The sequence below is a fragment of the Pigmentiphaga sp. YJ18 genome (assembly GCF_038066655.1).
In the GTDB taxonomy this organism is placed as follows: domain Bacteria; phylum Pseudomonadota; class Gammaproteobacteria; order Burkholderiales; family Burkholderiaceae_B; genus Pigmentiphaga.
The window spans coordinates 1966027-1988812 of record NZ_JBBUKU010000001.1; the positions used below are offsets into that span (position 1 = coordinate 1966027).

At 68.9% G+C, this 22786-nt stretch carries 26 protein-coding genes; 14 read left to right on the forward strand and 12 right to left on the reverse strand.

The window, feature by feature from the left end:
• Positions 1-5 precede the first annotated feature (5 nt).
• Complete coding sequence (locus tag WKR98_RS09610) at positions 6-962, reverse strand: Bug family tripartite tricarboxylate transporter substrate binding protein (RefSeq protein ID WP_341432742.1); 957 nt, start codon at positions 960-962, stop codon at positions 6-8.
• A gap of 125 nt (positions 963-1087) precedes the next feature.
• Here WKR98_RS09610 and WKR98_RS09615 point away from each other — a divergent pair, with 125 nt between their 5' ends.
• From WKR98_RS09615 to WKR98_RS09625, 3 genes are all read left to right on the forward strand, one after another.
• Positions 1088-2053, forward strand: coding sequence for a LysR family transcriptional regulator (locus WKR98_RS09615; protein ID WP_341432743.1), 966 nt, complete (start codon positions 1088-1090; stop codon positions 2051-2053).
• 168 nt (positions 2054-2221) lie between these two features.
• Positions 2222-2977, forward strand: a complete 756-nt coding sequence (gene zapD / locus WKR98_RS09620; protein WP_124687895.1) for a cell division protein ZapD — start codon at positions 2222-2224, stop codon at positions 2975-2977.
• A gap of 38 nt (positions 2978-3015) precedes the next feature.
• Positions 3016-3231 (forward strand): DNA gyrase inhibitor YacG, encoded by a 216-nt coding sequence (locus tag WKR98_RS09625; RefSeq protein ID WP_124687896.1) that lies wholly within the window; start codon positions 3016-3018, stop codon positions 3229-3231.
• A 1-nt stretch (position 3232) separates the two neighbouring features.
• On the opposite strand, the gene WKR98_RS09630 is transcribed toward WKR98_RS09625, so the two are convergent.
• Positions 3233-4141, reverse strand: coding sequence for a LysR substrate-binding domain-containing protein (locus WKR98_RS09630; RefSeq protein ID WP_341432744.1), 909 nt, complete (start codon positions 4139-4141; stop codon positions 3233-3235).
• A gap of 119 nt (positions 4142-4260) precedes the next feature.
• On the opposite strand from WKR98_RS09630, the gene WKR98_RS09635 reads away from it, so the two are divergent.
• Together WKR98_RS09635 and WKR98_RS09640 are read left to right on the forward strand one after the other, a co-directional pair.
• A complete protein-coding gene (locus tag WKR98_RS09635) occupies positions 4261-5409 on the forward strand; it encodes an FAD-dependent monooxygenase (RefSeq protein ID WP_341432745.1) in 1149 nt (382 codons plus the stop codon).
• Between the two features lie 64 nt (positions 5410-5473).
• A complete protein-coding gene (locus WKR98_RS09640) occupies positions 5474-6436 on the forward strand; it encodes a Bug family tripartite tricarboxylate transporter substrate binding protein (RefSeq protein WP_161567696.1) in 963 nt (320 codons plus the stop codon).
• 49 nt (positions 6437-6485) lie between these two features.
• On the opposite strand, the gene WKR98_RS09645 is transcribed toward WKR98_RS09640, so the two are convergent.
• From WKR98_RS09645 to thiD, 8 genes are all read right to left on the reverse strand, one after another.
• The gene (locus tag WKR98_RS09645; protein WP_341432746.1) at positions 6486-7595 is read right to left on the reverse strand and encodes a thiamine phosphate synthase; all 1110 of its coding nucleotides are present in this window, start codon (positions 7593-7595) and stop codon (positions 6486-6488) included.
• A 144-nt stretch (positions 7596-7739) separates the two neighbouring features.
• On the reverse strand, positions 7740-8606 hold the full coding sequence (locus WKR98_RS09650; RefSeq protein WP_445936095.1) for an ATP-binding protein: 867 nt from the start codon (positions 8604-8606) through the stop codon (positions 7740-7742).
• A 132-nt stretch (positions 8607-8738) separates the two neighbouring features.
• Positions 8739-10169, reverse strand: a complete 1431-nt coding sequence (locus tag WKR98_RS09655) for a type II toxin-antitoxin system HipA family toxin (protein WP_341432748.1) — start codon at positions 10167-10169, stop codon at positions 8739-8741.
• A 9-nt stretch (positions 10170-10178) separates the two neighbouring features.
• Positions 10179-10520 carry a helix-turn-helix domain-containing protein gene (locus WKR98_RS09660; protein ID WP_130357041.1) on the reverse strand — a complete coding sequence of 114 codons (342 nt, stop codon included), beginning with the start codon at positions 10518-10520 and terminating at the stop codon, positions 10179-10181.
• A 265-nt stretch (positions 10521-10785) separates the two neighbouring features.
• Complete coding sequence (gene argJ, locus WKR98_RS09665) at positions 10786-12012, reverse strand: bifunctional glutamate N-acetyltransferase/amino-acid acetyltransferase ArgJ (protein WP_341432749.1); 1227 nt, start codon at positions 12010-12012, stop codon at positions 10786-10788.
• A gap of 55 nt (positions 12013-12067) precedes the next feature.
• The gene (gene hemL / locus WKR98_RS09670; RefSeq protein WP_341432750.1) at positions 12068-13351 is read right to left on the reverse strand and encodes a glutamate-1-semialdehyde 2,1-aminomutase; all 1284 of its coding nucleotides are present in this window, start codon (positions 13349-13351) and stop codon (positions 12068-12070) included.
• A gap of 2 nt (positions 13352-13353) precedes the next feature.
• Positions 13354-14037: a thiamine phosphate synthase gene (thiE, locus tag WKR98_RS09675; protein ID WP_341432751.1), complete on the reverse strand. Its 684-nt coding sequence runs from the start codon at positions 14035-14037 to the stop codon at positions 13354-13356.
• Positions 14034-14924: a bifunctional hydroxymethylpyrimidine kinase/phosphomethylpyrimidine kinase gene (gene thiD / locus WKR98_RS09680; RefSeq protein ID WP_124687906.1), complete on the reverse strand. Its 891-nt coding sequence runs from the start codon at positions 14922-14924 to the stop codon at positions 14034-14036. Before thiD ends, thiE begins: the two co-directional genes overlap by 4 nt.
• Positions 14925-15060: 136 nt before the next feature.
• On the opposite strand from thiD, the gene WKR98_RS09685 reads away from it, so the two are divergent.
• From WKR98_RS09685 to WKR98_RS09725, 9 genes are all read left to right on the forward strand, one after another.
• On the forward strand, positions 15061-15225 hold the full coding sequence (locus WKR98_RS09685) for a rubredoxin (RefSeq protein WP_087780643.1): 165 nt from the start codon (positions 15061-15063) through the stop codon (positions 15223-15225).
• Between the two features lie 29 nt (positions 15226-15254).
• Positions 15255-15821: a YqgE/AlgH family protein gene (locus WKR98_RS09690; protein WP_124687907.1), complete on the forward strand. Its 567-nt coding sequence runs from the start codon at positions 15255-15257 to the stop codon at positions 15819-15821.
• Positions 15814-16224 (forward strand): Holliday junction resolvase RuvX, encoded by a 411-nt coding sequence (gene ruvX, locus WKR98_RS09695; RefSeq protein ID WP_124687908.1) that lies wholly within the window; start codon positions 15814-15816, stop codon positions 16222-16224. Before WKR98_RS09690 ends, ruvX begins: the two co-directional genes overlap by 8 nt.
• A gap of 12 nt (positions 16225-16236) precedes the next feature.
• Positions 16237-16776, forward strand: coding sequence for a bifunctional pyr operon transcriptional regulator/uracil phosphoribosyltransferase PyrR (gene pyrR, locus WKR98_RS09700; RefSeq protein ID WP_341432752.1), 540 nt, complete (start codon positions 16237-16239; stop codon positions 16774-16776).
• The gene (locus WKR98_RS09705; RefSeq protein ID WP_124687910.1) at positions 16721-17716 is read left to right on the forward strand and encodes an aspartate carbamoyltransferase catalytic subunit; all 996 of its coding nucleotides are present in this window, start codon (positions 16721-16723) and stop codon (positions 17714-17716) included. The genes pyrR and WKR98_RS09705 overlap by 56 nt, the downstream gene beginning before the upstream one ends.
• A 4-nt stretch (positions 17717-17720) precedes the next feature.
• Positions 17721-19013, forward strand: a complete 1293-nt coding sequence (locus tag WKR98_RS09710; protein ID WP_124687911.1) for a dihydroorotase — start codon at positions 17721-17723, stop codon at positions 19011-19013.
• Between the two features lie 2 nt (positions 19014-19015).
• Complete coding sequence (locus WKR98_RS09715) at positions 19016-19786, forward strand: lysophospholipid acyltransferase family protein (protein ID WP_341432753.1); 771 nt, start codon at positions 19016-19018, stop codon at positions 19784-19786.
• A gap of 73 nt (positions 19787-19859) precedes the next feature.
• The gene (locus WKR98_RS09720; RefSeq protein WP_124687912.1) at positions 19860-20138 is read left to right on the forward strand and encodes a YlcI/YnfO family protein; all 279 of its coding nucleotides are present in this window, start codon (positions 19860-19862) and stop codon (positions 20136-20138) included.
• A complete protein-coding gene (locus WKR98_RS09725) occupies positions 20135-20443 on the forward strand; it encodes a type II toxin-antitoxin system RelE/ParE family toxin (protein WP_124687913.1) in 309 nt (102 codons plus the stop codon). The genes WKR98_RS09720 and WKR98_RS09725 overlap by 4 nt, the downstream gene beginning before the upstream one ends.
• Here WKR98_RS09725 and WKR98_RS09730 read toward each other — a convergent pair.
• Complete coding sequence (locus WKR98_RS09730; RefSeq protein WP_124687914.1) at positions 20437-21411, reverse strand: LysR family transcriptional regulator; 975 nt, start codon at positions 21409-21411, stop codon at positions 20437-20439. The genes WKR98_RS09725 and WKR98_RS09730 overlap by 7 nt on opposite strands.
• Positions 21412-21504: 93 nt before the next feature.
• Positions 21505-22785, reverse strand: a complete 1281-nt coding sequence (locus WKR98_RS09735) for a c-type cytochrome (RefSeq protein WP_341432754.1) — start codon at positions 22783-22785, stop codon at positions 21505-21507.
• Position 22786: the final 1 nt, after the last annotated feature.

Below are 22786 nucleotides of genomic sequence, written 5' to 3' on the forward strand. Positions count from 1 at the left end.
AGGCTTTACTGGATGTCCAGCGTACGGATCAAGGCTTCCCAGCGCGTGCGCGTATCGTGCAGCCAGGCCGTGGTCCGCGCCGAGTCCGCCCAGAAGGGCGTTACTGCCATCTGATCCAGCTGGCGGCGCACCTCGGGGCTTTCCAGGATGTCGTGCAGCAGGCCTTCCCACGTCTTCACCACGGCCGCCGGCGTGCCCGCGGGGAACAGCACCACCTGGCTGAACTGCACGTCGAAGTCGGGCACGCCCTGTTCCTGGGCGGTGGGAACCTGCGGCAACTGGGGGTTGCGCGTGGCGGCGGACGTGGCCAGGGCCTGCAGCGCGCCGGAGCGCACATAGGGCAGCGTGTTGGACGAGGCCACGAAGGCCAGCGGCACGTGTCCCGCCACCACGTCGGACAGTGCCGGGGCATTGCCCTTGTAGGGCACGTGCGTGCCGCGTATGCCGGTCCGGGCCTTCAGCAGTTCGAAGGTCAGGTGCCCGGGCGAGGCCAGGCCGGCCGAGGCGTAGGTCAGGTCCTCTTTCCTGGCGCGCTCCAGGAAGTCGCGGAAGTCCTTCAACCCCAGCTTGGGATGGGCCACCAGCACCTGCGAGGTGGTGCCGAAGATGCCGGCCGGCACGAGGTCGCGGTAGGGATCCAGCCCCATGTTCTTGTAGACCGAGGGATTGATCGTCAGCAGGTGGTCGACGCTGACCAGCGCCGTATAGCCGTCCTTGGGCGAGCGGGCGACGTACTCGGCGCCGATGTTGCCGCCGGCGCCCGCGCGGTTCTCGACGATGACGGGCTGTTTCAGGCGCGATGCGGCCTGTTCGGCGATCAAGCGGGCGACCAGGTCCAGCGGTCCGCCGGCGGCGAAATTGACGACCAGCTTGACCGGGTGGTCGGGATAGCCGGCGGCCCGCGCCCAGGGGGCGGTGGCAACGAGGACGAGGGCGAGGAAAAGGCGCGCAAGCGGTTGCATGGGATGTCTCCGTGGAAGGGGGTGGGCTGGCTGAAGCCAGTCTGGTCGGCGCCGTGCCTGCATTATGGGAACGGAGAGGTATTTGGTTCCAATGATAAAGTTCGGTGCTGTCATATCTAAAATTCATGGCAATGGACTGGACCCGGCGACTGCGCATCCGGCAGCTCGAAGTGCTGAGCAGCCTGGCCGATACCTGCAATCTCAGCCACACCGCCGAACGCCTGTGCATGACGCAGCCGGCCCTGTCGAAGTGGCTGGCCGAGCTGGAGGCCGAACTGGGGGTGCCGCTGTTCGAGCGTCATTCGCGCGGCCTCGTGCCCACGCGCTTCGGCACGGCCATGGCCGAACACGCCCGCGTCATGCTGGCCGAAGTCGAGCGCGCCAGCCAGGCCATGGCGCTGATGGCCGAAGGCGCGGACGGCCAGTTGTCCATCGGGGTGACGGCCACGGTCTCGACCGGGCTCCTGCCCGACAGCGTGGCCCTGCTGCTGGCGCGGCGGCCCGAGACCCGTCTGTCCATTACCGAGTCGACCCTGGACCAGCTCCTGCCGCTGCTGCTGGAGCGCCGCCTGGACTTCGTGGTGACGCGCCTGGAAGGCGATGCCATCGACGGCCGCCTGCGCTGCACGCCGGTCTATAGCGAAAGCATCGCGGTGGCCGCGCCGCCGTCGCATCCGCTGGCCGGCCGCCGGGGGCTGGCCTGGGCGGACCTGGAGGGATGCGGCTGGGTGGTACCGCCCCAGGGCAATCCGCTGCGCCGCGAACTGGACGCCGAGTTCGCGCTGGCCGGCCTGCCCGCGCCCCGCTACCGGGTCGAGGCCGTCGGCATCCTGATGCTGGTGGCGATGATGCAGCGGGCCCATCTGCTGACCGCGCTGTCGCGCCGCGTGCTGCGCTATTTTCAGGCCGCCGGCCAACTGGTGGCGCTGGACCTGCCCACGCGCCGGCAGGGCATGGTGGGCATCCTGCGCCATCGCGATGCGCCCGACACCTCGCTGCATCGCGACTTCCACGAAGCCCTGCTGGAAGCGGCCGACGCGGCGGGCGTCACAACTCGAAACCGCATTGCGGGGCCGCCTGCTTCAAAGTAGGGGGTGATCGAGCTACGGTTGAGTGTTTTTCCCGTTGGCTCCGTACCTACAATGGAGGTGTTCCGAAGCGCCCGCGCAAGGCGCCGTTCGGAAGCGGGCAAGGCAAGTGTCGCCGTGTCCATGCCGTACAGGTATATTTCTACGAAATTCCGATTCCGGACGGTCTACGTGGTTCTTTACGAATACCCATTCAACGAGCGCGTCCGAACGCTGCTGCGTCTGGAAAGCCTCTTCGACAATCTGTTCTTCTTCGTGCGGCAACCGGATGCCCGCGGGCATCACGTCGCATTGACCACGCTGTTCGAAATCCTGGATGTGTCGGCGCGGGCCGATCTCAAGTCCGAACTGCTCCAGGACCTGGAGCGCTATCGCCAATCCCTGAGTTCGCTGCGCGAGCATCCCGGCGTCGATCGCCAGACCCTGGACGTCATGCTGTCCAGCATCGAGCAGGCCGCGGGCGCGCTCGTGGCCCAGGGCAAGACCGGCCAGCCGCTGCGGCAGAACGAATGGCTGACCAGCATACGCAGCCGCCTGGCGATCCCGGGCGGTGCCTGCGAATTCGACGTCCCGTCCTTCCACGCCTGGAAGCACAAGCCCGTCGAGCATCGCGTCCAGGACCTGGCCCAGTGGGTCGAACCCTTCCTGCCCATACGCGACGGCCTGGCCATCGTGCTGAAGATGCTGCGCGAATCGGGCCGGCAGGTCGCGGTGGTGGCCGAGGGCGGCGCCTTCCAGCAGATGCTGGGCGGCAAGGCCTACCAGCTGCTGCGCATCTATGTCGACGAGGCGCTGGGCGTGTTCCCCGAGGTCAGCGCCAACAAGTACATGGTGTCGGTGCGCTTCTCGTCCCAGGGAGGCGATCTGAAGCCGCAGCCGGTGGCGGCCGACGTGCCCTTCCAGCTGACGTTGTGCAACAGTTTCTGAGGGCGGCGCATCGCTCGTCCCCTGGCTACAATGCGGCCATGGTCAAGAAAGTCAAATGCCCCACCTGCGCCAGGCCGGCTCCATGGAGCCCCGACAACGCCTGGCGGCCCTTCTGCTCCGAACGCTGCCGCCAGATCGACCTGGGAGCGTGGGCGGCCGAGAAATTCGCCATACCCGGCGCGCCCCTGGAAACCGACGACCTGAGCGGGGATTCCTCGGGCCGGCTGTTTCCTTCGCCGCAGTCGATGAACTGAGCTAGGAGTTCTCCAGCAGCGTCCGGATGCCCAGCGACCGCAGCAGTTGCATGGTTTCCCGCGTCAACCGGGTCAGCGGCTGGAGCCGCGCCGTGCACATGATCAGGTTGTTGTGCATGGACGGCGAGTGCACGCGGGCCGTGGCCAGCGTGCCGGCGCGGCGCTGCGGCCCGATGGCGCTGGCCGACAGCAGCGCGTAGCCTTCCCCGCTTTCGGCCAGGGCCACCATGGTGTGCACCGCGTTGACCTCGGCGACGATGTCCAGCGCGATGCCGCGCCGGCGGCAGGCCGCATCCACCACCGCGCGGATGGTGTTGGGCTCGCAGGGCAGGATCAGCGGATAGTCCGCCAGCGCATCGACCGGCAGCGACTCCGGCAGGCGTTCGCCCGGACCGGGCACGCATCCCACCAGCATCAGTTCCTCCTGGAATACCGGCTCGTAGTCCAGCGTTTCGCCCGGGGCGGGGTCGTACAGCAGCGCGACGTCGACCCGGCCTTCGTGCAGCCACTCCCGCAGGCTGACGCTCAGTCCTTCGGTCACGGTCAGCGCGGCGCCGGGCAGGCGTTCGCGGAAGCCGCGCACCAGGCTGGGCGCCAGCAGGTGGGCGATGCGCGGCGGAAAGCCGACCACGATCTTGCCCCGCGGCACCGCCTTCAGTTCGTGGATTTCCTGGCGCGCGGTGGCCAGACGGGCCAGGACGACCCGGGCATGTTCCAGCAGGCGCCTGCCGGCCTCGGTCGGTTCCACGCCGCGGCCGTTGCGGTAGAGCAGGTGTTCGTGCAGCTCCACCTCCAGCAGGCGGATCTGCCGGCTCAGGGAAGGCTGGGTCATTTCGAGCACCATGGCGGCGCGTGTGAAGCTGCCGGCGTCGACGACCTGGACGAAGTACTCGAGTTGCTTGATATCCATGCCTGTCTCGCGTCACATAGAGAAGTTCTATAGCTGCTAGAGCTGTTCTGCAATTTACTCGATATGTCCCGGCTCCAATAATGGGCGCTTCCGCAATGGCGGACCCTTGGAGGAGTTTCATGACGAAGTCGGAGTTGCCGGTTGCGATCATCGGCGCGGGTATAGGCGGACTGGCGGCGGCGACCGCGCTGCGCGCGCAGGGCGTGGCCGTACAGGTCTACGAGCAGGCGCGGCAGTTCGCGCGCATCGGCGCGGGCATCCAGATGTCGCCCAATGCCATGCGGGTGCTCGATGGGCTGGGGCTGCGCCCGCAACTGGAAGAAATCGCTTTTTCGCCCAAGTCGTCGCTGAACCGGGCGCACGACACCGGCGCCGTGACGAACGAGTTCCCGCTGGCCGGGGCCGTCCTGGAGCGCTACGGCATGCCTTTCCTGGCCATGCACCGGGGCGACCTGCATGCGGCGCTGGCGGCACAGGTGCCGCAGGCGCAGATTTCGCTGGGCAAGAAGCTGGTGCATCTGGACCAGGGCGATCGCGAGGTCGCGCTGCGCTTCGAGGATGGCACCGAGGCCCGTGCCCGCGCGGTCATCGGCGCCGACGGCGTGCATTCCCTGGTGCGCGAGCTGCTGCTGGGCGAGGAGCAGCCCCGCTTCACCGGCCGCGTCGCCTACCGGACGACGTTCCCGGCCAGCCGGCTGGGCGCGCTCGATATCGGCCAGTCGCGCACGAAATGGTGGGGGCCGGACCGCCACATCGTCATCTACTACGTCACCCGGCGCCAGGACGAGATTTATTTCGTCACCAGCCAGCCCGAGGACGCGGGCTGGCTGACCCCCGAATCGTGGTCGGCCAAGGGCGACCTGGACGTGCTGCGTGCGGCCTACGCCGATTTCCATCCCGACGTGCGCGCGGTGCTGGCGGCCTGCCCCGACGTGCACAAATGGGCGATCTTCCAGCGTGATCCGCTGCCGAGCTGGGGACGGGGCAACATCGTGCTGATGGGCGACGCCTGCCATCCGATGACGCCCTACATGGCCCAGGGCGCGGCCATGGCGCTGGAGGACTCGGTCGTGCTGGCGCGCTGCGTGGCCGCCCACGGCAGCGATCTCGACGCGGCGTTCCGCTTGTTCGAGCAGGTACGCAAGCCCCGCACGTCGGCGGTGCAGGCCGGGTCGAGCGCCAACAACTGGATGCGCGAGTCCACCAACCCGGACTGGGTCTACGGCTACGACGCCTGGAACGTGCCGCTGGAAGCGAACGGACAATAAGCCTTTTCCGCCGGACGGGGCCGGGAGGCCGGCGCCCGTCCCGCACATGAAAACAGGAGACAGCATGAAGACACGCATCAAGACTCTTGCCGCGGCCATGGCGCTGGCGGCGATCCCGGCGCTGGCGGCGCATGCCGAGTATCCGGACCGGCCCATCAAGCTGGTGGTGCCGCACGGGCCCGGAGGCGTCGCCGACACGGTATCGCGCATCTTCGCCGATGCGCTGGCGCGCGAACTCAAGCAGCCGGTCATCGTGGAGAACAAGGCCGGCGCCAGCACCATGATAGGCGCCGACTACGTCGCCAAGGCCGCGCCGGACGGCTATACGCTGCTGATGGCGTCGGTGACCACGCTGTCGATCAACCCTTCCTTGTATCCCAACATCACCTACGATCCCAAGCGCGACTTCGCGCCGGTTTCCATGGTGGCGGCGCTGCCGTTCTACCTGATGGCCAGCCCCACGCTGGGCGTCAAGAACGTGAAGGAACTGGTCGCGCTGGCCAGGTCCCGGCCGGGCCAGCTCAACTACTCGTCGCCGGGGTCGGGCACGTCGCCGCATCTGGTGGGCGCGCTGTTCGCGTCCATGGCGGGAGTCGACACCCTGCACGTGCCGTACAAGTCCACCGCCTCGGCCGAGGTCGATCTGAACGCCGGCCGCATCCATTTCGCCTTCACCGGCTCGGGCATGGCGCCGATCCGGTCGGGCCGGGTGATCGGTCTGGGCGTGACCAGCGGCGAGCGCCTGGCCTCCATGCCCGAGCTGCCGACGCTGAAGGAACAGGGCCTGGACCTGGAGGCGACCGTCTGGAACGGCGTGGTCGCGCCCGCCGGCACGTCGCCCGAGATCGTCGGCAAGCTGGCCGCCGCATTCGCGCGGATCGCCCGGTCGCCGGACGTCAAGGAGAAGGTGCAGGCGCACGGCGGCATCACGGTGGGCAATACGCCCGCCGAGTTCAAGCGCCTGATCGATACCGAGGCCGCGCGCTGGGAGAAGGTGATCAAGGAGGCCAGCATCACCGTGCAGTGACGCGGCCGGGATGCCGAGGGGCCGGCCGCCGCCGGCCCGCTGTCCGGGATCAGCCGCCCCAGAAACCGCTGATGCCGGCGATGCCGTGCGCGCCGTGCGCCACGGCCGTCGCGCGCGTGTCCGCGGATTGTCCGCCCAGCGCGAGCACCGGCAGGCCGGCATGCAGCGCCAGCGTGCCGAAGGTTTCCCAGCCCAGGCCGGGCTGGCCGGGATGCGAGCGCGTGGGCAGCACCGGGGCCAGCACCGCGAAGTCGGCGTCCAGCTGGCGCGCCCGCTCCAGTTCCGCGGCGTCGTGGGCCGATACGCCCAGCATCGCGCCGGGTGGCAGCGCGGGGCGCTGGCCCGGGATGTCGGCGGCGCGCAGATGCACGCCGTCGGCATCGGCGATCCAGTCGCGTGGATGGGCACTGTTGAGCAGGACCCGCGCACCGGCCGACCGGGCGCGCGCCGCCACCTGCTTCAGCACCTGGCGCAGTCCTTCGCCGGCCGCGCCGCCGGGCCAGCCCGGTTCACGGAACTGGACCAGCTTCAGGCCCGATGCCAGCGCGGCGTCCAGGCGTTGCAGGAAGGCGTCGACCTTGTCGGGCGTGCCGATGTCGGTAATGGCATAGGTGTCGGGCACGTGCAGCCACCGCAGCGGCGGCAGCGTGGCCGGCAGCAGGGGGCCGATGCGCGGCTCCAGCGCCAGTCCCAGCGCATCCTCGGGCGCCTGCGCGCGCGCCTGGGCCGCTTCCAGGTCGGTCGGCTGTTCGCCCCCGGCGATGCGCGCTTCCAGCGCCTTCAACCGTTCCGCGTGATCGTGCCGCGCCGCCTGTATCTCGGCCGCGCCCGCATCCCGTATCCGCCCCCATTGCAGCGCCTGCGACTCCAGCCCCCGAGGCTCGCCTTCCCAGCGCGTGACGCGGCAGAAATACAGCCTGACGGTGGCGTGCGAGTAGGCGTGCACGTGCGTGACCCAGGTCGATGACTCCAGCACCGTCACGCCCAGCTCTTCCTTCAGCTCCCGCGCCAGGGCCTGCAAGATCGTCTCGCCCGGCTCCAGCTTGCCCCCGGGCAGCTCCCACCATCCCGCATAAGGCTTGCCTTCGGGCCGCTGGCCCAGCAGCAGGCTGCCGTCCGGCCGCAGCATCACCCCCACCGCGACATCGACGACTTTCACCCCAGAACCCAGAGACCCCATAATCCTTCCTAAAATGCAATCCACACAAGAACAATACCCAGGGCACAGCGGATCCGGCTCCGCCGGTCCGCCAGTGCCGCCCCCTGGGGGGCGCGCGCAAGCGCGTAGGGGGGAGCCCTCCTGTCAGCGCGTAGGGGGGGGGACATCCCTTGCGGCCCAGTCTTTCGCGAATTGCCAGGCGACCCGGCCGGAGCGCGAGCCGCGCTCCAGCGTCCATTGCAGCGCCGACGTGCGCGAGCGCGCGATGGACTCCTCGCTGCATCCCAGGTCGCGCAGCCAGTGCGCGACGATATCCAGGTAGTCATCCTGCTTGAACGGATAGAAGGACAGCCACAGGCCGAAGCGCTCGGACAGCGAGATCTTTTCCTCGACGGTTTCGCCCGGGTGGATCTCGCCGTCGCTCTGATGCTTGGCCTGCAGGTTCTCGTGCATGTATTCCGGCATCAGGTGGCGCCGGTTGGACGTGGCGTAGATCAGCACGTTCTGGGTCGAGGCGGCGATGGAGCCGTCCAGCACTGATTTGAGCGCCTTGTAGCCGGCCTCGCCTTCCTCGAACGACAGGTCGTCGGCGAAGACCAGGAAACGCTCCGGCCGCTCGGCCACGGTCTCGACGATCTCCTGCAGGTCGCCCAGGTCGCTCTTGTCGACCTCGATCAGCCGCAGCCCGCGGTCGCCATAGGTGGCCAGCATGGCCTTCACCAGTGAACTCTTGCCGGTGCCGCGGGCGCCGGTCATCAACACGTTGTTGGCCGGCTTGCCTTCCAGGAACTGCACCGTATTGCGGTCGATCACTTCTTTCTGGCGGTCGATGTGCTGCAGGTCGTCCATGTCGATGCGCGCGATGTGCCGCACCGGCTCCAGCCAGCCCCGCGTTCCGCGCTTGCGCCAGCGGAAGGCGTGGGAGTTCCAGTCCACGGGGGGCGGGGCGGGGGGCAACCAGGCTTCGAGCTGGGCGAGGACGCCCTCGGCGCGTTTCAGGAAAGAGGCCAGATCGACAGGTGGGGAGGACTCGTTCGGCACAGCGGCGTTCCTATCTTCGGCCGGCGCCGCGCGGGCCCCGGATCGTGTTCTTGAACGACGGATACCGGCCCGGGCGGGCAGGCCGCACGGGCCGGTATCCATCTACGGCATCGGGTATTGCACCATTTTTTTCGATGGCGCGCCCGGCGGGGCGGGCGGATGTCGTCGCAACTCGCGTTCCAATTCCGGGCTGGCGATGTCGCTCAAGGGGCGGATGGCCTGCTCCAGCGTGCGGATGAGCGAAGGTGTGGCACCGTGCGCTTCGAATACTTGCTTCCAACTGCGTACGGCACCCCATACGCGGCGGATCACGGCCAGCGCGGCGGGCTTGTCGGGAACGAAAGCCGCGAACTCGCTCATGGCGTTGTCCAGTGTGGCGAGCTTTCCTTGCAGGCCCACGCTCAGGTGCAGCCGGCGCTCTCGCGCGACCGTCGGACGCGGGACGACGTCATAGAGCGGACTCAGCCGCCAACCGGACAATTGGGCGTCATAGGAGAAGGCGTGATTGCGCAGATGGTCGTCATCGTTGTTGACGAAGATGTTCAGTGCCATCCTGGCGAACAATTCTTCGTTGTCGGCCGCGATGCAGGCAGGCGCCACCTGTTCGCGTATGGTCTGTGCAAGATCCCTGTAGCCTTTGGCCGCGGAGTCCATCTCCGGACATCCCATCATCGTCAGCGCGCTGGCTTGCGGGATACGCCCCTCGGTGAAACCGGCCTGGGGCCGGGAGTCATAGCCGCGAGAGCCGACCGGCAAGGGCTGGCCGGCCGGCGCCCAGTAGCGATCGAAGCGGCGCACCAGCAGCACGCGCTGGGCTCCGACGGCGAGGACTCGCAGCGGTGGCACAGTGAGGCCTGCCGCGCGAGCCAGGTCCAGGGCGCCGGCTTCGACGACGGCCATGTCGTAGGCGTCGTTTCGCGCGGGGAATTTGGCCAGCCACAGCACGCCGTCCTCGTCGCGCAAGGACGCCTTCGGGCGTGCCCCGCCCGCCGAGGGAGCGCCGCCCAGGTACGGAATGAGATGGCCGGGGACGGGCTCGCCCGCGTCCACGGCGGCAGCGGCTTGCAGCAGATACGGCAGGCTCGCCAGATTCCCGGCCGGATTTCGGGTCGGTGCATCCAGCGCTTCGCGTACGTCAAGCGCGCCCACGCGATCGCTGCCCGCTTCAAGCAGATAGGTGAACTCGTCCAGGCTGTTGGGCGCGGCGTTCAGCCGCGCTTCGATGACGCGCCGGCCCCAGGCGTCGGGGGCGGCGTCACGGATGCCGCCGAATTCATCCAGTCCGGCCGATGGATACCAGCGTGTACCGGGACGTTCCCGCGCTCGCGCCAGGCTCAACGCGCGAGGGTCGACATCGAAGGCCTCCGGGCGTTTTAGATAGCGCAAGCCGTAGGCGAAGCTCATGACCTGCTGGTCCGAAGCCGCGCGTTCCTTGTCCAGCAGCCCCGCAGGCACGAAATGGTGCCGGTGGTCGGCACGGTCGGCGATGTGGGCGAAGATCGCGACGCGGTCGTGGGAGCGACGGGGGGGCAAGGTCAGTCCTCAAAAGTCCAGGTCGCGCAGCTCGTTCCTGGTCGCGGCGCGCACGCGTTGCGGGAGCTTGCGCGCATGAAGGGCGATCAGGGCGGGCGCCTCGCCCGACAACAGGGCTAACAGCGAGACGTCCGGCGCCATCGCATGGATGTACCGCAGAACCTGTGCAAGGGTGCGGCCGGGGTCGCCTTTTTCGATCAGCACGGCGGTGGAGCGCGAGACGCCCGCGCGCGCGGCGACGTCGGCCTGGCGCAGCTTCAGCCCCTGGCGCAATTGGGTGATCCGTTCGCCCAGCAATCGTGCCTCGGTCACCCGGCCATCAGGCAGCAGCGGAGTTTCGTCGCGTTTCATGTCTGCAATATTAGTCCTAAAATAACTTAAGGACCGAGATTGCAGACATATTGTCAAAAATCAAAAAAGACCGCAATATCAGTCCTTATATCTATTAAGGACTGATATTACGGTCTTCTAATCCAGAATGCGGAGGATCCGGCTTTGCCGGTCCTCGCGCATTGCCCCCTTGAGGGGGCGCCCGAAGGGCGTAGGGGGTGGGGCTTTCCTTCCGGTCCTCGCGCATTGCCCCCTTGAGGGGGCGCCCGAGGGGCGTAGGGGGCCTCTACGACCTATAGTCGGCGTTGATGCTCACATACTCATGCGAGAAATCGCACGTATACACCGTCTCGGCCACCTTGCCTCGGCCCAGCGAGATGCGCACGGCGATCTCGGCCTGTTTCATCACGCGCTGGCCGTCCTCTTCCCGGTAGTCCGGGTTGCGGCCGCCGTTCTTGGCCACCCAGACGTCGTCCAGCCACAGGTTGACCCGGCCCACGTCCAGATCGTCGATGCCGGCATAGCCGATGGCCGCCAGGATGCGCCCCAGGTTGGGGTCCGAGGCGTAGAAGGCGGTCTTGACCAGCGGCGAATGCGCCACCGAATAGGCGACCTTGAGCGCCTCGTCCTGGCTGCCGGCGTCCTCGACCCGGATGGTCATGAATTTGGTCGCCCCTTCGGCGTCGCGCACGATCAATTGCGCCAGTTCGGTCGCGGCGGCCTTCAGCGTGGCCAGCAGCTCGGGATAGAGAGGGTCCGACTCGGACTCGACGCGCAGGCCGGCGCGGCCGGTCGCGGCGATGATGAAGGAGTCGTTGGTCGAGGTGTCGCCGTCCACCGTGATGCGGTTGAACGAGACGTCGGCGACCTGGCCCGCCATGCGCTTGAGCAGGGCCGGGGCGATGGCGGCGTCGGTGGCCAGGAAGCCCAGCATGGTCGCCATATTGGGCCGGATCATGCCGGCGCCCTTGCTGACGCCCGTCAAGGTGATCTGATGGCCGCCGATGTTGGCCTTGCTGGACACGATCTTGGGCAGCGTGTCGGTGGTCATGATGCCGTGCGCGGCCTCGGTCCAGTTGCCGGGCGCCAGCGCCTTGACGGCGGCCGGCAGGCCGGCCTCGATGCGGTCCACCGGCAGCGGTTCCAGGATCACGCCGGTCGAGAAGGGCAGGACCTGGCGCGGGTCCAGGCCCAGCAGCTTCGCCAGCGCGTCGCAGGTGGCGCGGGCGGCGGCCAGGCCGGGCTCGCCCGTGCCCGCGTTGGCGTTGCCGGTGTTGATGACCATGGCGCGGATGGGCAGCGACTGCGCCAGGTGTTCCTCGCAAACTTGCACCGGCGCGGCGCGGAAGCGGTTGCGCGTGAAGACGCCTGCCACGCTGGTGCCTTCGGCCAGCCTGAAGACGGTCAGGTCGCGGCGGTCGGCCTTGCGGATGCCGGCTTCGGTGACGCCGATTTCGACGCCGTCCACCGGAAAGACGAGTTCGGGAGCGGGAATGTGCAGATTGACGGCCATGGCTGTCCTCGCGGAGCGAAAAGGGCGGGGCGCGGCCTGCGCCCCGTGTGTCGGATCAGGGGTTGAGTTCGGCGAAGGCCTCGCCGGCGATGGCGACGGTACGGGCGATGACGTCGTCGTCGTGGGCGATCGAGACGAAGCCGGCCTCGAACGCCGACGGCGCGAAGCTCACGCCGCGCACCAGCGCGGCGTGGAAGAACTTGTTGAACGCGGCGGTATCCGAGGCTGAGACCTCGGCCAGCGAGGTCGGCACCGCGTCGCGGAAGTACAGGCCGAACATGCCGCCCACGTGATCGGCGCTGAAGGGCACGCCCGCGCTGGCGGCCGCCGCGCGCAGGCCTTGCACCAGCTTGCCGGTCTGAGCTTCCAGCTTCTCGTAGAAACCCGGCTCGGCCAGCAGGCGCAGGGTGGTCAGGCCCGCGGCCACGGCCACGGGGTTGCCCGACAGCGTGCCGGCCTGGTAGACCCCGCCCAGCGGGGCGATGTGGGCCATGATGTCGCGCCGCCCGCCGAAGGCGCCGATGGGCATGCCGCCGCCGATGACCTTGGCCAGGGTGGTCAGGTCGGGCACGATCCCGGTACGGCCCTGCACGCCCTGCGGGCCGACGCGAAAGCCGGTCATGACCTCGTCGAAGACCAGCACCGAGCCGTAGCGGGTGCACTGGTCGCGCAGCGCCTGCAGGAAGCCGGGCACGGGCTGGACCAGGTTCATGTTGCCCGCCACCGGCTCCACGATCACGCAGGCGATCTCGTCGCCGTACTGCTTGAACGCGGCTTCCACGCCGGCGATGTCGTTGTAGTCCAGCACCAGGGTGTGCGAGGTGAACTCGGGCGGCACGCCCGCCGAGGTCGGGTTGCCGAAGGTCAGCAGGCCCGAGCCGGCCTTCACCAGCAGGCTGTCGGCATGGCCGTGGTAGCAGCCCTCGAACTTGACGATCTTGGCCCGGCCGGTGTAGCCACGGGCCAGCCGGATCGCGCTCATGGTGGCCTCGGTGCCCGAACTGACCAGGCGCACCTGCTCGATCGAGGGCAGGCGGTGCACCAGCATCTCGGCCAGTTCGATCTCGGCCTCGGTGGGGGCGCCGAACGACAGGCCGTTGACGGCGGCCTCCTGCACGGCCCGGATCACGTCCGGATGGGCGTGGCCCAGGATGGCCGGGCCCCAGGAGCCCACGTAGTCGATGTACTGCTTCTTGTCGGCATCCCAGGTGTAGGGACCGGCGGCGCGTTCGATGAAGGGCGGGGTGCCGCCCACCGAGCGGAAGGCGCGCACCGGCGAATTGACGCCGCCGGGAATGGTGCGGCAGGCGCGTTCGAAGAGTTCTGCGTTGCGGATCATGGTCATGCCTTGGTGGGATTGCCGGCGGGGTCCTCGGCCCAGGCCTGGGCGAAGGCCCGCGCGGCGGCTTCGATGTCGTCGGCGCCGAATAGCGCGGTGATGACGGCCAGCGCGTCGGCGCCCGCCGCGACGGCCTGCCCGGCGTTGGCCGGCGTGATGCCGCCGATCGCGACGATGGCAGGGCGGCTGGCGTCGGGCCGCCGCAGGCTGCGCGCCTCGGTCAGGCAGGACAGCGGGGCGTGCACGGCCGCCGGCTTGGTGGGAGAGTCGAACACCGCGCCGAAGGCCACGTGGTCGGCGCCCGCGGCCAGCGCGGCGCGGGCGCGCCCGATGTCGTCGTAGCAGGAGGCGCCGATCAGCAGCGCCGGTCCGCCGGCCTGGCGGGCCTGGGCGATGTCGCCGTCCTCGCGCCCCAGGTGGACGCCGTCGGCGCCGGCCTCGATGGCCAGCCGCCAGTCGTCGTTGATGATCAGGAGCACGTCCAGGCGGTCGCAGGCGGCGCGCAAGGCGCGTGCCTGTTCCAGGCGCTTGGCCGGTTCGGCCAGCTTGCGGCGCAACTGCACGGCGCGCAGCCCGCCGCGGGCGGCCGTTTCCACGGCGGCCGCCAGCCGGGCGGTGTCGTCCCATTCGGGCGTGATGCCGTACAGGCCGCGCAGGGGGTGGGTCGGGACCGGATCGGGACTCATGGCGTGGGTTCCGTGGAGTCGGGCGGGGCCGCGTCGCCGGCCGCCGCCTGTTCGCCCTGCTTGGCCCAGAAGAAGCGGTCGGGCAGCAGCCGGCCCATGCCGGGCTGGAAGCCCGAGGCCAGCGCCTGCCACGTGTATTCCTGGGCCTCGGCCGTGGCGTCGCGCACGTCCATGCCGCTGGCCAGCAGGGCGGCCAGGCCGGCCGACAGGGTCGGGCCGGCGCCGCGGAAATTGCCGGGCAGCCGGGGCCAGCGGTATTCGCCGGCCGGTTCGGCGGCGGTGTCGCCGCCGCCGCGCAGCGTGTTGACCACGATGTCGCCGGGCTGATGCAGGCCGGTCGCCAGCACCCAGGCGGCGCCCCGGCGCAGCAGCGCCTGGGCCGCGGTTTCGTCGGCCGAATCCAGGTCCAGCAGCCCGTCCGCCACCAGTTGCTCCAGCCGCAGGCTGTCGGCCACGACCAGGGTCGCCTGGGGCACCAGCAGTTCGATGGTGGCGGCCATGATTTCCTCGGCCGAGTCCTCGGTTTCGGCGTCGTCCGCGTCCGGAGGGTCGGCCCCCAGGTGCAGCACGACCGGCACGGCCGAGTAGTCGGCCAGGATCTCGGCCACGGCCGCCACCGCCTCGGCCGAGAACAGCCCGCCGATCTTGAAGGCCCGCACCGGCATGTCCTCCAGCAGGCTGCGGGCCTGGTCGTCGATCCATTCGGGGGCGACGGCTTCGCCGTCCTCCAGGCCGGCCGAGTCCTGCACGGTATAGCCCGTCAGCACGGTCAGCGCATGGCATCCCATGCTGGCACAGGTCAGCAGGTCGGCCTGGATACCCCCGCCGGCGCTGGGGTCGGAGGGGGCGAAGGTCAGAACGAGGGGTGGCGTGGGAGCGGCTGGCAACGAAAAGTCTCGAAAGGCGGGGTCGTCCGGCGGGGATCCGGGCGTGGCCCACGGTGTTTCGGTAAGATGCGAGATTCTAATGGATGCCCGATGGTTCCCGGTTCGCGGGGGCGGGGCTTGGTAAGATTGAACGACGATGCGTACCTGGATGTGTCTGATTTGCGGCTGGATCTACGACGAAGCAGCCGGCCTGCCGGAAGAGGGTATTCCTCCCGGCACCAAGTGGGAAGACGTGCCGCCCAATTGGGTTTGTCCCGAATGCGGCGCCCGCAAGGAAGATTTTGAGATGGTCGAGATCTGACCCGCACCCTGGGCGTTTACAATTCAGGTATGAGCGAACGCGCCAATATCGATCTCACGAACCAGTTCCTGATCGCCATGCCCGCCATGGCCGATCCGAACTTTGCCGGCGCCGTCATCTACGTATGCGAACACACCGCCAAGGGGGCGCTGGGCCTGGTCATCAACCGGCCCACCGACCTGACCCTGGCGGGCCTGTTCGAACGAATCGAGCTGTCGCTGGACGATTCCCCGCAGGCGGAAACCCCGGTGTTCTTCGGCGGACCGGTCCAGACCGACCGCGGCTTCGTGCTGCATGCTCCGGTGGGCGACTACAACTCCTCCATCAAGGTCGGCGACCTGGCCCTGACCACCTCGCGCGACGTGCTGCAGGCGGTTTCCGACGGGCAGGGGCCGGGCAAGCTGCTGGTCACCCTGGGCTATGCGGGATGGGGCGCCGGCCAGCTCGAGGACGAGATCTCCGAGAACGCCTGGCTGAGTGTGTCGGCGTCGTCCGACGTCATCTTCAACGTTCCGCCTGCCGAGCGTTTCGACGCCGCGCTGGCGCTGCTGGGCATCGCCCCGATCATGCTGGCGGGCGAAGCCGGCCATGCCTGACGAAACGCTGCTCGCCTTCGACTACGGAACCCAGTTCATCGGCGTTGCCGTCGGCAATACGCTGACCGGCCACGCGCGCCCGCTGGAGGTCATCGCCAATACCACGCGCGAGGCGCGCTTCGGCCGCGTCGAGCAATTGCTGCGCGAATGGCAGCCGTCCCGCCTGGTGGTGGGCCTGGCACTGGATACCGACGGCGGCGAGCAGCCCATGACGGCCCTGTGCCGGCGCTTCGCCAACCAGTTGAACGGCCGCTACGGGCTGCCCGTGGAGCTGGTGGACGAGCGCGGCACCAGCCTGGCCGCCCAGTCCGAGATGGGGGCGGCCGGCCGCGGGCTGCGCGTGGACGCGGTGGCCGCCGCCATCATCCTGCAAAGCTACTTCGATACGCCCCGTTCTCCCTGATCCGAGACTGCCATGAATCCAACTCCTCCCCACCTCGACGCCGAGGCGCTGTATGCGCGGCTGCGCGACGCCGTGCGCAAGCTGCTGGACACGCTGCCCGCCGACCGCACCCACCTGGTCGGCATCCACTCCGGGGGATCGTGGATAGCCGAGCGGCTGCACCGCGACCTCGGCCTGCCCGAGGCGCCGGGCAAGCTGGACATCAGTTTCTACCGCGACGACTTCGCGCGCATCGGCCTGCATCCCCAGGTCAAGCCCTCGGACATCGCCTTCGACGTGGACGACAAGCACCTGGTCCTGATCGACGACGTGCTCTACACCGGTCGCACCATACGCGCCGCCATGAACGAACTGTTCGACTACGGGCGCCCGGCCTCCATCAGGCTGGCCGTGCTGGTGGACCGGGGCGGGCGCGAGCTGCCCGTGGCGGCCGACTTCGCCGCGGCCACCGTCGACCTGGCGCCGGGACAGAGCCTCGTGCTGTCGCGCGCCGGCGATGCCTTCAAGATCGATTTCGAAACCCTGCCGCCCCAGGAGCCGCACCATGCGTAACCCGCAGCTCAACAGCAACGGCGAACTCACCCACCTGTTGACCGTGGAGGGATTGCCGCGCGCGATCCTGAACCAGATCCTCGACACCGCGGAGTCGTTCGTGCCGCTGGCCGACCGCGAGATCAAGAAAGTGCCGCTGCTGCGCGGCAAGAGCGTGTTCAACCTGTTCTTCGAGAACTCCACGCGCACGCGCACAACGTTCGAGATCGCGGCCAAGCGCCTGTCGGCCGACGTCTACAACCTGAACATCAACGCCTCGTCGGCCAGCAAGGGCGAGTCGCTGCTGGACACCATCAACAACCTGTCGGCCATGCAGGCCGACCTGTTCGTGGTGCGGCATGCCTCCAGCGGCGCGCCGCACCTGATCGCCCAGCACGCGGCGCCCCACGTACACGTGATCAATGCCGGCGACGGCCGCCACGCGCACCCGACGCAGGGGCTGCTGGACATGTACACCATCCGCCACTACAAGAAGGACTTCACCAAGCTCACGGTGGCGATCGTCGGCGACATCCTGCATTCGCGCGTGGCCCGCTCCGACATCCACGCGCTGACCACGCTGGGCGTGCCCGAGGTGCGGGCCATCGGCCCGCTGACACTGCTGCCGTCCGGCCTCGAACAGATGGGCGTGCGCGTGTTCACCGACATGGCCGAAGGCCTCAAGGGCGTGGACGTGATCATCATGCTGCGCCTGCAGAACGAGCGCATGCGCGGCGCGCTGCTGCCCTCGGCGCAGGAATACTTCAAGCACTACGGCCTGACGCAGGAGAAGCTCGCGCTGGCCAAGCCCGATGCGATCGTCATGCATCCCGGACCGATGAACCGCGGCGTGGAGATCGACTCACCGGTGGCCGACGGCAAGCAGGCCGTCATCCTGAACCAGGTCACGTTCGGCATCGCGGTCCGCATGGCCGTCATGAGCATCGTCGCAGGAGCCTGACCCCATGAAAATCCATATCCAGGGCGGCCGCCTGATCGACCCGGCCAACGGCGTGGACGCCGTCAACGACATCTACATCGCCGCGGGGCGCGTGGTCGGCATCGGCCAGGCGCCGGCGGGCTTCGTGCCCAACCGCCTGGTCGACGCGCGGGGCCTGGCGGTCCTGCCCGGCCTGGTGGACCTGTCGGCCCGGCTGCGCGAGCCCGGCTTCGAGCATCGCGCCACGCTGGAGTCCGAATTGCAGGCGGCGCTGGCGGGCGGCGTGACCAGCCTGGTGCTGCCGCCCGACACCGATCCGGTGCTGGACGAGCCCGGCCTGGTCGAGATGCTCAAGCACCGCGCGCGCCAGCTGAACCAGTCGCACGTCTACCCGCTGGGCGCGATGACGGTCGGCCTGAAGGGCGAGATCATCACCGAGATGGCCGAGCTGACCGAGGCCGGCTGCGTGGCGTTCTCGCAGGCGGATGCGCACATCGCCGACACCAACGTGCTGCTGCGCGCCATGCAGTACGCCCGCACCTTCGACTACGCGATCTGGCTGCGCCCGGAAGACCCCTGGCTGGCCCGCGAGGGCGTGGCCGCCAGCGGCGCCATGGCTTCGCGCCTGGGCCTGGCCGGCATTCCCGAGCAGGCCGAGACCATCGCCCTGCATACGCTGTTCGAGCTGCAGCGCGCCACCCGCGCGCGCCTGCACCTGTGCCGCATCTCCAGCGCCGCCGGGATCGAGCTGGTGCGCCGCGCCCGCGCCGAGGGCCTGCCGGTGACCTGCGACGTCAGCGCTCACCACGTGCACCTGACCGACGTGGACATCGGCTACTTCGACGCGCACTGCCGGCTGACGCCGCCGCTGCGCGGGCAGCGCGACCGCGACGCCATCCAGGCCGCCCTGGCGGACGGCACCATCGACGCGATCTGCTCGGACCACACGCCGGTGGACGAGGACTACAAGCTGCTGCCCTTCGGCGAGGCCGAGCCCGGCGCCACGGGCCTGGAGCTGCTGCTGTCGCTGGCGCTGAAATGGGCCCGCGACGCCGACCTGCCGGTCTCGCGCGCGGTGGCGCGCGTCACCAGCGAGCCCGCCCGGGTCCTGGGCACCAAGGTGCTGGCCTCGTGCGGGCAGCTGGGCGCCGGGGCGCTGGCCGACCTCTGCCTGGTCGACCTGGACGCGCACTGGCTGGTCAGCGAGGACAGCCTGCAAAGCCAGGGCAAGCACACGCCGTTCCTGGGCATGGAGCTGCCCGGCAAGGTCCGCATGACCATCGTCGCGGGCCACGTCGCGTATGAGGCGGCTGTCTGATCGTGCGCGCCTGGTTTCGCCTGGCCGCGCACCTGCTGCGGTTCTCGCTGCGGTTCCTGCTCGTCACCCTGTGGGTGATATTCGGGCTGATCGTGCTGGCTACCGTGTTCCGGCGGTTCGACGTGGCGCGGCGTGACCGGATCAACTGCTGGTGGTCGCGCTGGCTGCTGCGGTGGTGCGGCGTCCGGGTCTACGTCAGCGGCCATCCGCCGGTCGAGGGGGCGGCGCTGCTGATCGCCAACCACGTATCGTGGCTGGACATCTACGCGCTCAGCAGCGTGCGCTGCACCATCTTCGTCGGCAAGCGCGAGCTGCGCGACTGGCCGGTGCTGGGCTGGCTGATCGCGGGCGTGGGTACGGTGTTCATCGAACGGGGCAACCGGCGCGCCCTGCACCACGTGGCCCAGGCCATGGGCGAGCGCTTCGCGCGTGGCCAGTTGATCGGACTCTTTCCCGAAGGCACGACCTCCGACGGCCTGGACGTGCTGCCTTTCCACGCCGGCTTGTTCGAGCCCGCCCGGCGTGCTGGCGTGCCGGTGCTGCCGGTGGCGCTGCGCTATCTCCACCATGGCACGCGCAGTACCTTGCCTTCCTATGTGGGCGAGGAGACGCTGATGGGCAATGCCTGGCGGGTGCTGGGCTCGACCGGCGTGGCGGTACAGGTCGTGTACCTGCCGCCCGCCGCGGCCGAGAACGGCGACGAGGACCATCGCCATGCGATGGCGGCGCGGGTGCGGGAAGCCATCCGGGCCGAGGTGCGCCAGGCGGATTGAATACGTCCCCTGGCTTGCCGATGGCCCTGCGTTGCGCTAATGTATTGCAAATGCGATGCATTTGGGAGTTGCCATGAAAACCGCCACGCTTCCTCCCCTGCGGGTAGAGCCGGAATTGCGCGAGGCTGCTGAAAGAGTCCTCGAAGCCGGTGAGAGTTTGTCCAGCTTCGTCGAGCAGGCTGTTCGTTCGGCTGTATCGCGCCGCGAGGCGCAGGCTGCTTTCCTGGCCCGGGCCTTGGCCTCGCGTGATCAGGCGCGGGAGTCGGGGGACTACGCATCGTCGCAAGCCGTATTGGACAAGCTGCAGCAGCGCCTGGAGACAGCGAAGGTCGACCGGCGCAAGCGGCCTTGATGTACCGCGTCCGTTTCACGCGGGAAGCCGAGCAGGACCTTCTGCGGCTCTATGATTTTGTCCTGGAGAGGGATCCCGATGATCCGGGCCTGGCCGCCCAGGCCTTGGTCGCAATCCGGGATGGCGTCGAGATTCTCGAGCGTTCGCCCTATACCTGCAGAAAAGCGACGCCGCATTCGCCCTACCTGCGCGAACTGCTGATTCCCTTCGGCCGTATGGGTTACGTAGCCCTGTTCGAGATCGATGGGCCTGATTCCGTCACCATCCTTGCCGTACGGCACCAGCGCGAAGACGACTATCACTGAGGCGCCGCCCGCCGCCGCGCGCGTTTGGCCGGAGCGGCGCCATCCTCGCCCGCCGCGGGCACCCGGAACAGCCTGTGCACCAGCGCCCGTACCCACTGCAGCGACGGATCGCGCGCGGTGCTGGCGTGCCATAGCAGGCGCACGTCGTAGGCGGGCGCATAGGGCAGGGTCCATACCTTGAATCCGTAGCGTGGCTGGGCGTTGCGCGCATACGTCGTAGGTACGATGGCCAGCATGCGCGAGTTCATGACCATTTCGGGCAGCGCGCCGAAGTGGCGCGCCCGCACGGCGATGCGATCGTCGAGCTTCAGGCGCGTGAGCATTTCGCTGACGCTGTCGTGGAAGGTCGCCGTGGGCGAGGCCACCAGCAGCGATGCGCTCGCCAATTCAGCGGGGCTCAGTGTCTTGCCCTTGTGCCTGGGCGTGGGCGTCCAGTGCGGCGAGGTGATGGCGACGTAGGGCTCGTGGAACAGCACGTCGGCCTGGATGCCGCGTTGCTTGGGATGCAGGATGCCCAGGCAGAAGTCGATCTCGCGCGCTTCCAGGGCGGCGGCGACGTCGTTGGCGGGCACGGAAATGTTGGTCAGCCGCGAGTGGGGGGCTTCGGTGTGCAGCGCCGCGGCCAGGGTGGGCAGGAAGGTCATTTCGCCCAGGTCCGACATGGAGACTCGCCATTCGACATGGCTGTGCTGGGGGTCGAAAGCCTCGCGCCCCGTTACCGCGGTTTCCAGGGCGCGCAATTCCGCCGCGACGGTCGGCGCGACCTGTTCGCAGATGCGGGTGGGGACCAGCCCCTGGGGGGTGCGCAGGAAGAGTTCGTCGTCGAAGAAGTAGCGCAGGCGGGCCAGGGCGTTGCTGGTGGCGGGCTGGGAAAGGGAGAGGAGTTTGCCGGCGGCGGTGACGGAGCGGGTTTGGTGGATGGCGACCAGGACGCGTAGGAGATTCAGGTCTAGTTGGCGGAAGTTCATGGGGGTTTCTGGTTCTTGAGACGGCTGTGTCCGGGGCCCTTATGAGGATTCTACGGAATATTCAGCAGGCAAATGAAGGGGGGTTGCCCCCCTTCATTTGCCCTCGCGCAGCTTCGCTACATCCGCGGCGGTGACCTGGCCTTCGCGGGCGCTCCAGGTGGTGCGCATGTAGTTGGTCAGTTGGGCGACCTCGTCGTCGGTCAGGCGATGAGCGAAGCCGGGCATGTCGCCGATGCTGGTGCCGTCGGGCAGGCGTTGGGCGGGCAGGCCGTCCAGGATGGAGAGCAGCAGGTTGCGCGGGCTTTCCAGGCGGACGGTGCTGTTGGCGGCCAGGGGGGGCATGCCGGGTGGGTGGCCTTCGCCGTCGACGCCGTGGCAGGCGGCGCAGGTGTTCAGGTAGACGCGGCGGCCGGGGGAGGGCGGGCCGGCGTCGGGCTTGGCCTGGGGGGCGGGGACGGGCTTGGGGGGCGAGTCGCCCAGCAGGAAGGTGGACATGGCCTTCAGGTCGTCGTCGTTCAGGTACTGGGTGCTGTGCAGGATGACGGGGTACATCTCGTCGGCGGCGATGCCCTGGGGCGCGAGACCGGTGCGCAGGAAGCGTTGCAGGTCTTCCGGCGTCCAGCCGCGTTCGGCCAGGGCCTGCGGGGTCAGGGACGGCGCCTCGAAGCGGTTCAGGGTATAGCCTTGCAGCCAGTCGTCGCGGTGCAGCTGACCCAGCTTGCCGCGCGGGGTGTGGCATTCGCCGCAGTGGCCCAGCACGTTGGTCAGGTAGCGTCCGCGCACCCATTGCTGCGATTCGCCCTGCGAGGCGGCGGGCAGCGGATCGTGGTCGAAGAACAGCAGGTTCCAGCCTGTCATCAGGATGCGCAGGTTGAGCGGGAAAGGAATTTCGGGCTTCTTGTTGGGCTGGGCGCTGGGCCGCACGTTCATCAGATAGGCGTAGATCAGGTCGGAATCGGCGCGCGGGATGTCGTGGTAGGCCGTGTACGGCATGGCGGGGTAGAGATTGCGGCCGTGCGGGGCCTTGCCTTCGGTCAGCGCACGGTGGAATTCGTCGGCGGTCCAGCGGCCGATGCCGTGGTCGGGGTCGGGCGTGATGTTGGTGCCGTACAGCGTGCCGAACGGCGTCTGCAAAGGGAAGCCGCCGGCATAGGCGGCGCCGTCGGCGACCTGGTGGCAGGCGGCGCAATCGGCGGCCCGGGCCAGGTAGCGGCCCAGCTGCAATTGTTCCTGCGTGGCCTGGACCTGCTGGGGCTCACGGTCGGGCGGCGCGTCGCGGTTGCCCAGGATCGCCGCGGCGACGGCGGCGACGATCAGGACCAGGACGACGAGGGCGACGATGGGACCGCGTCGCCAGGGGGACGGGCGGGCCATG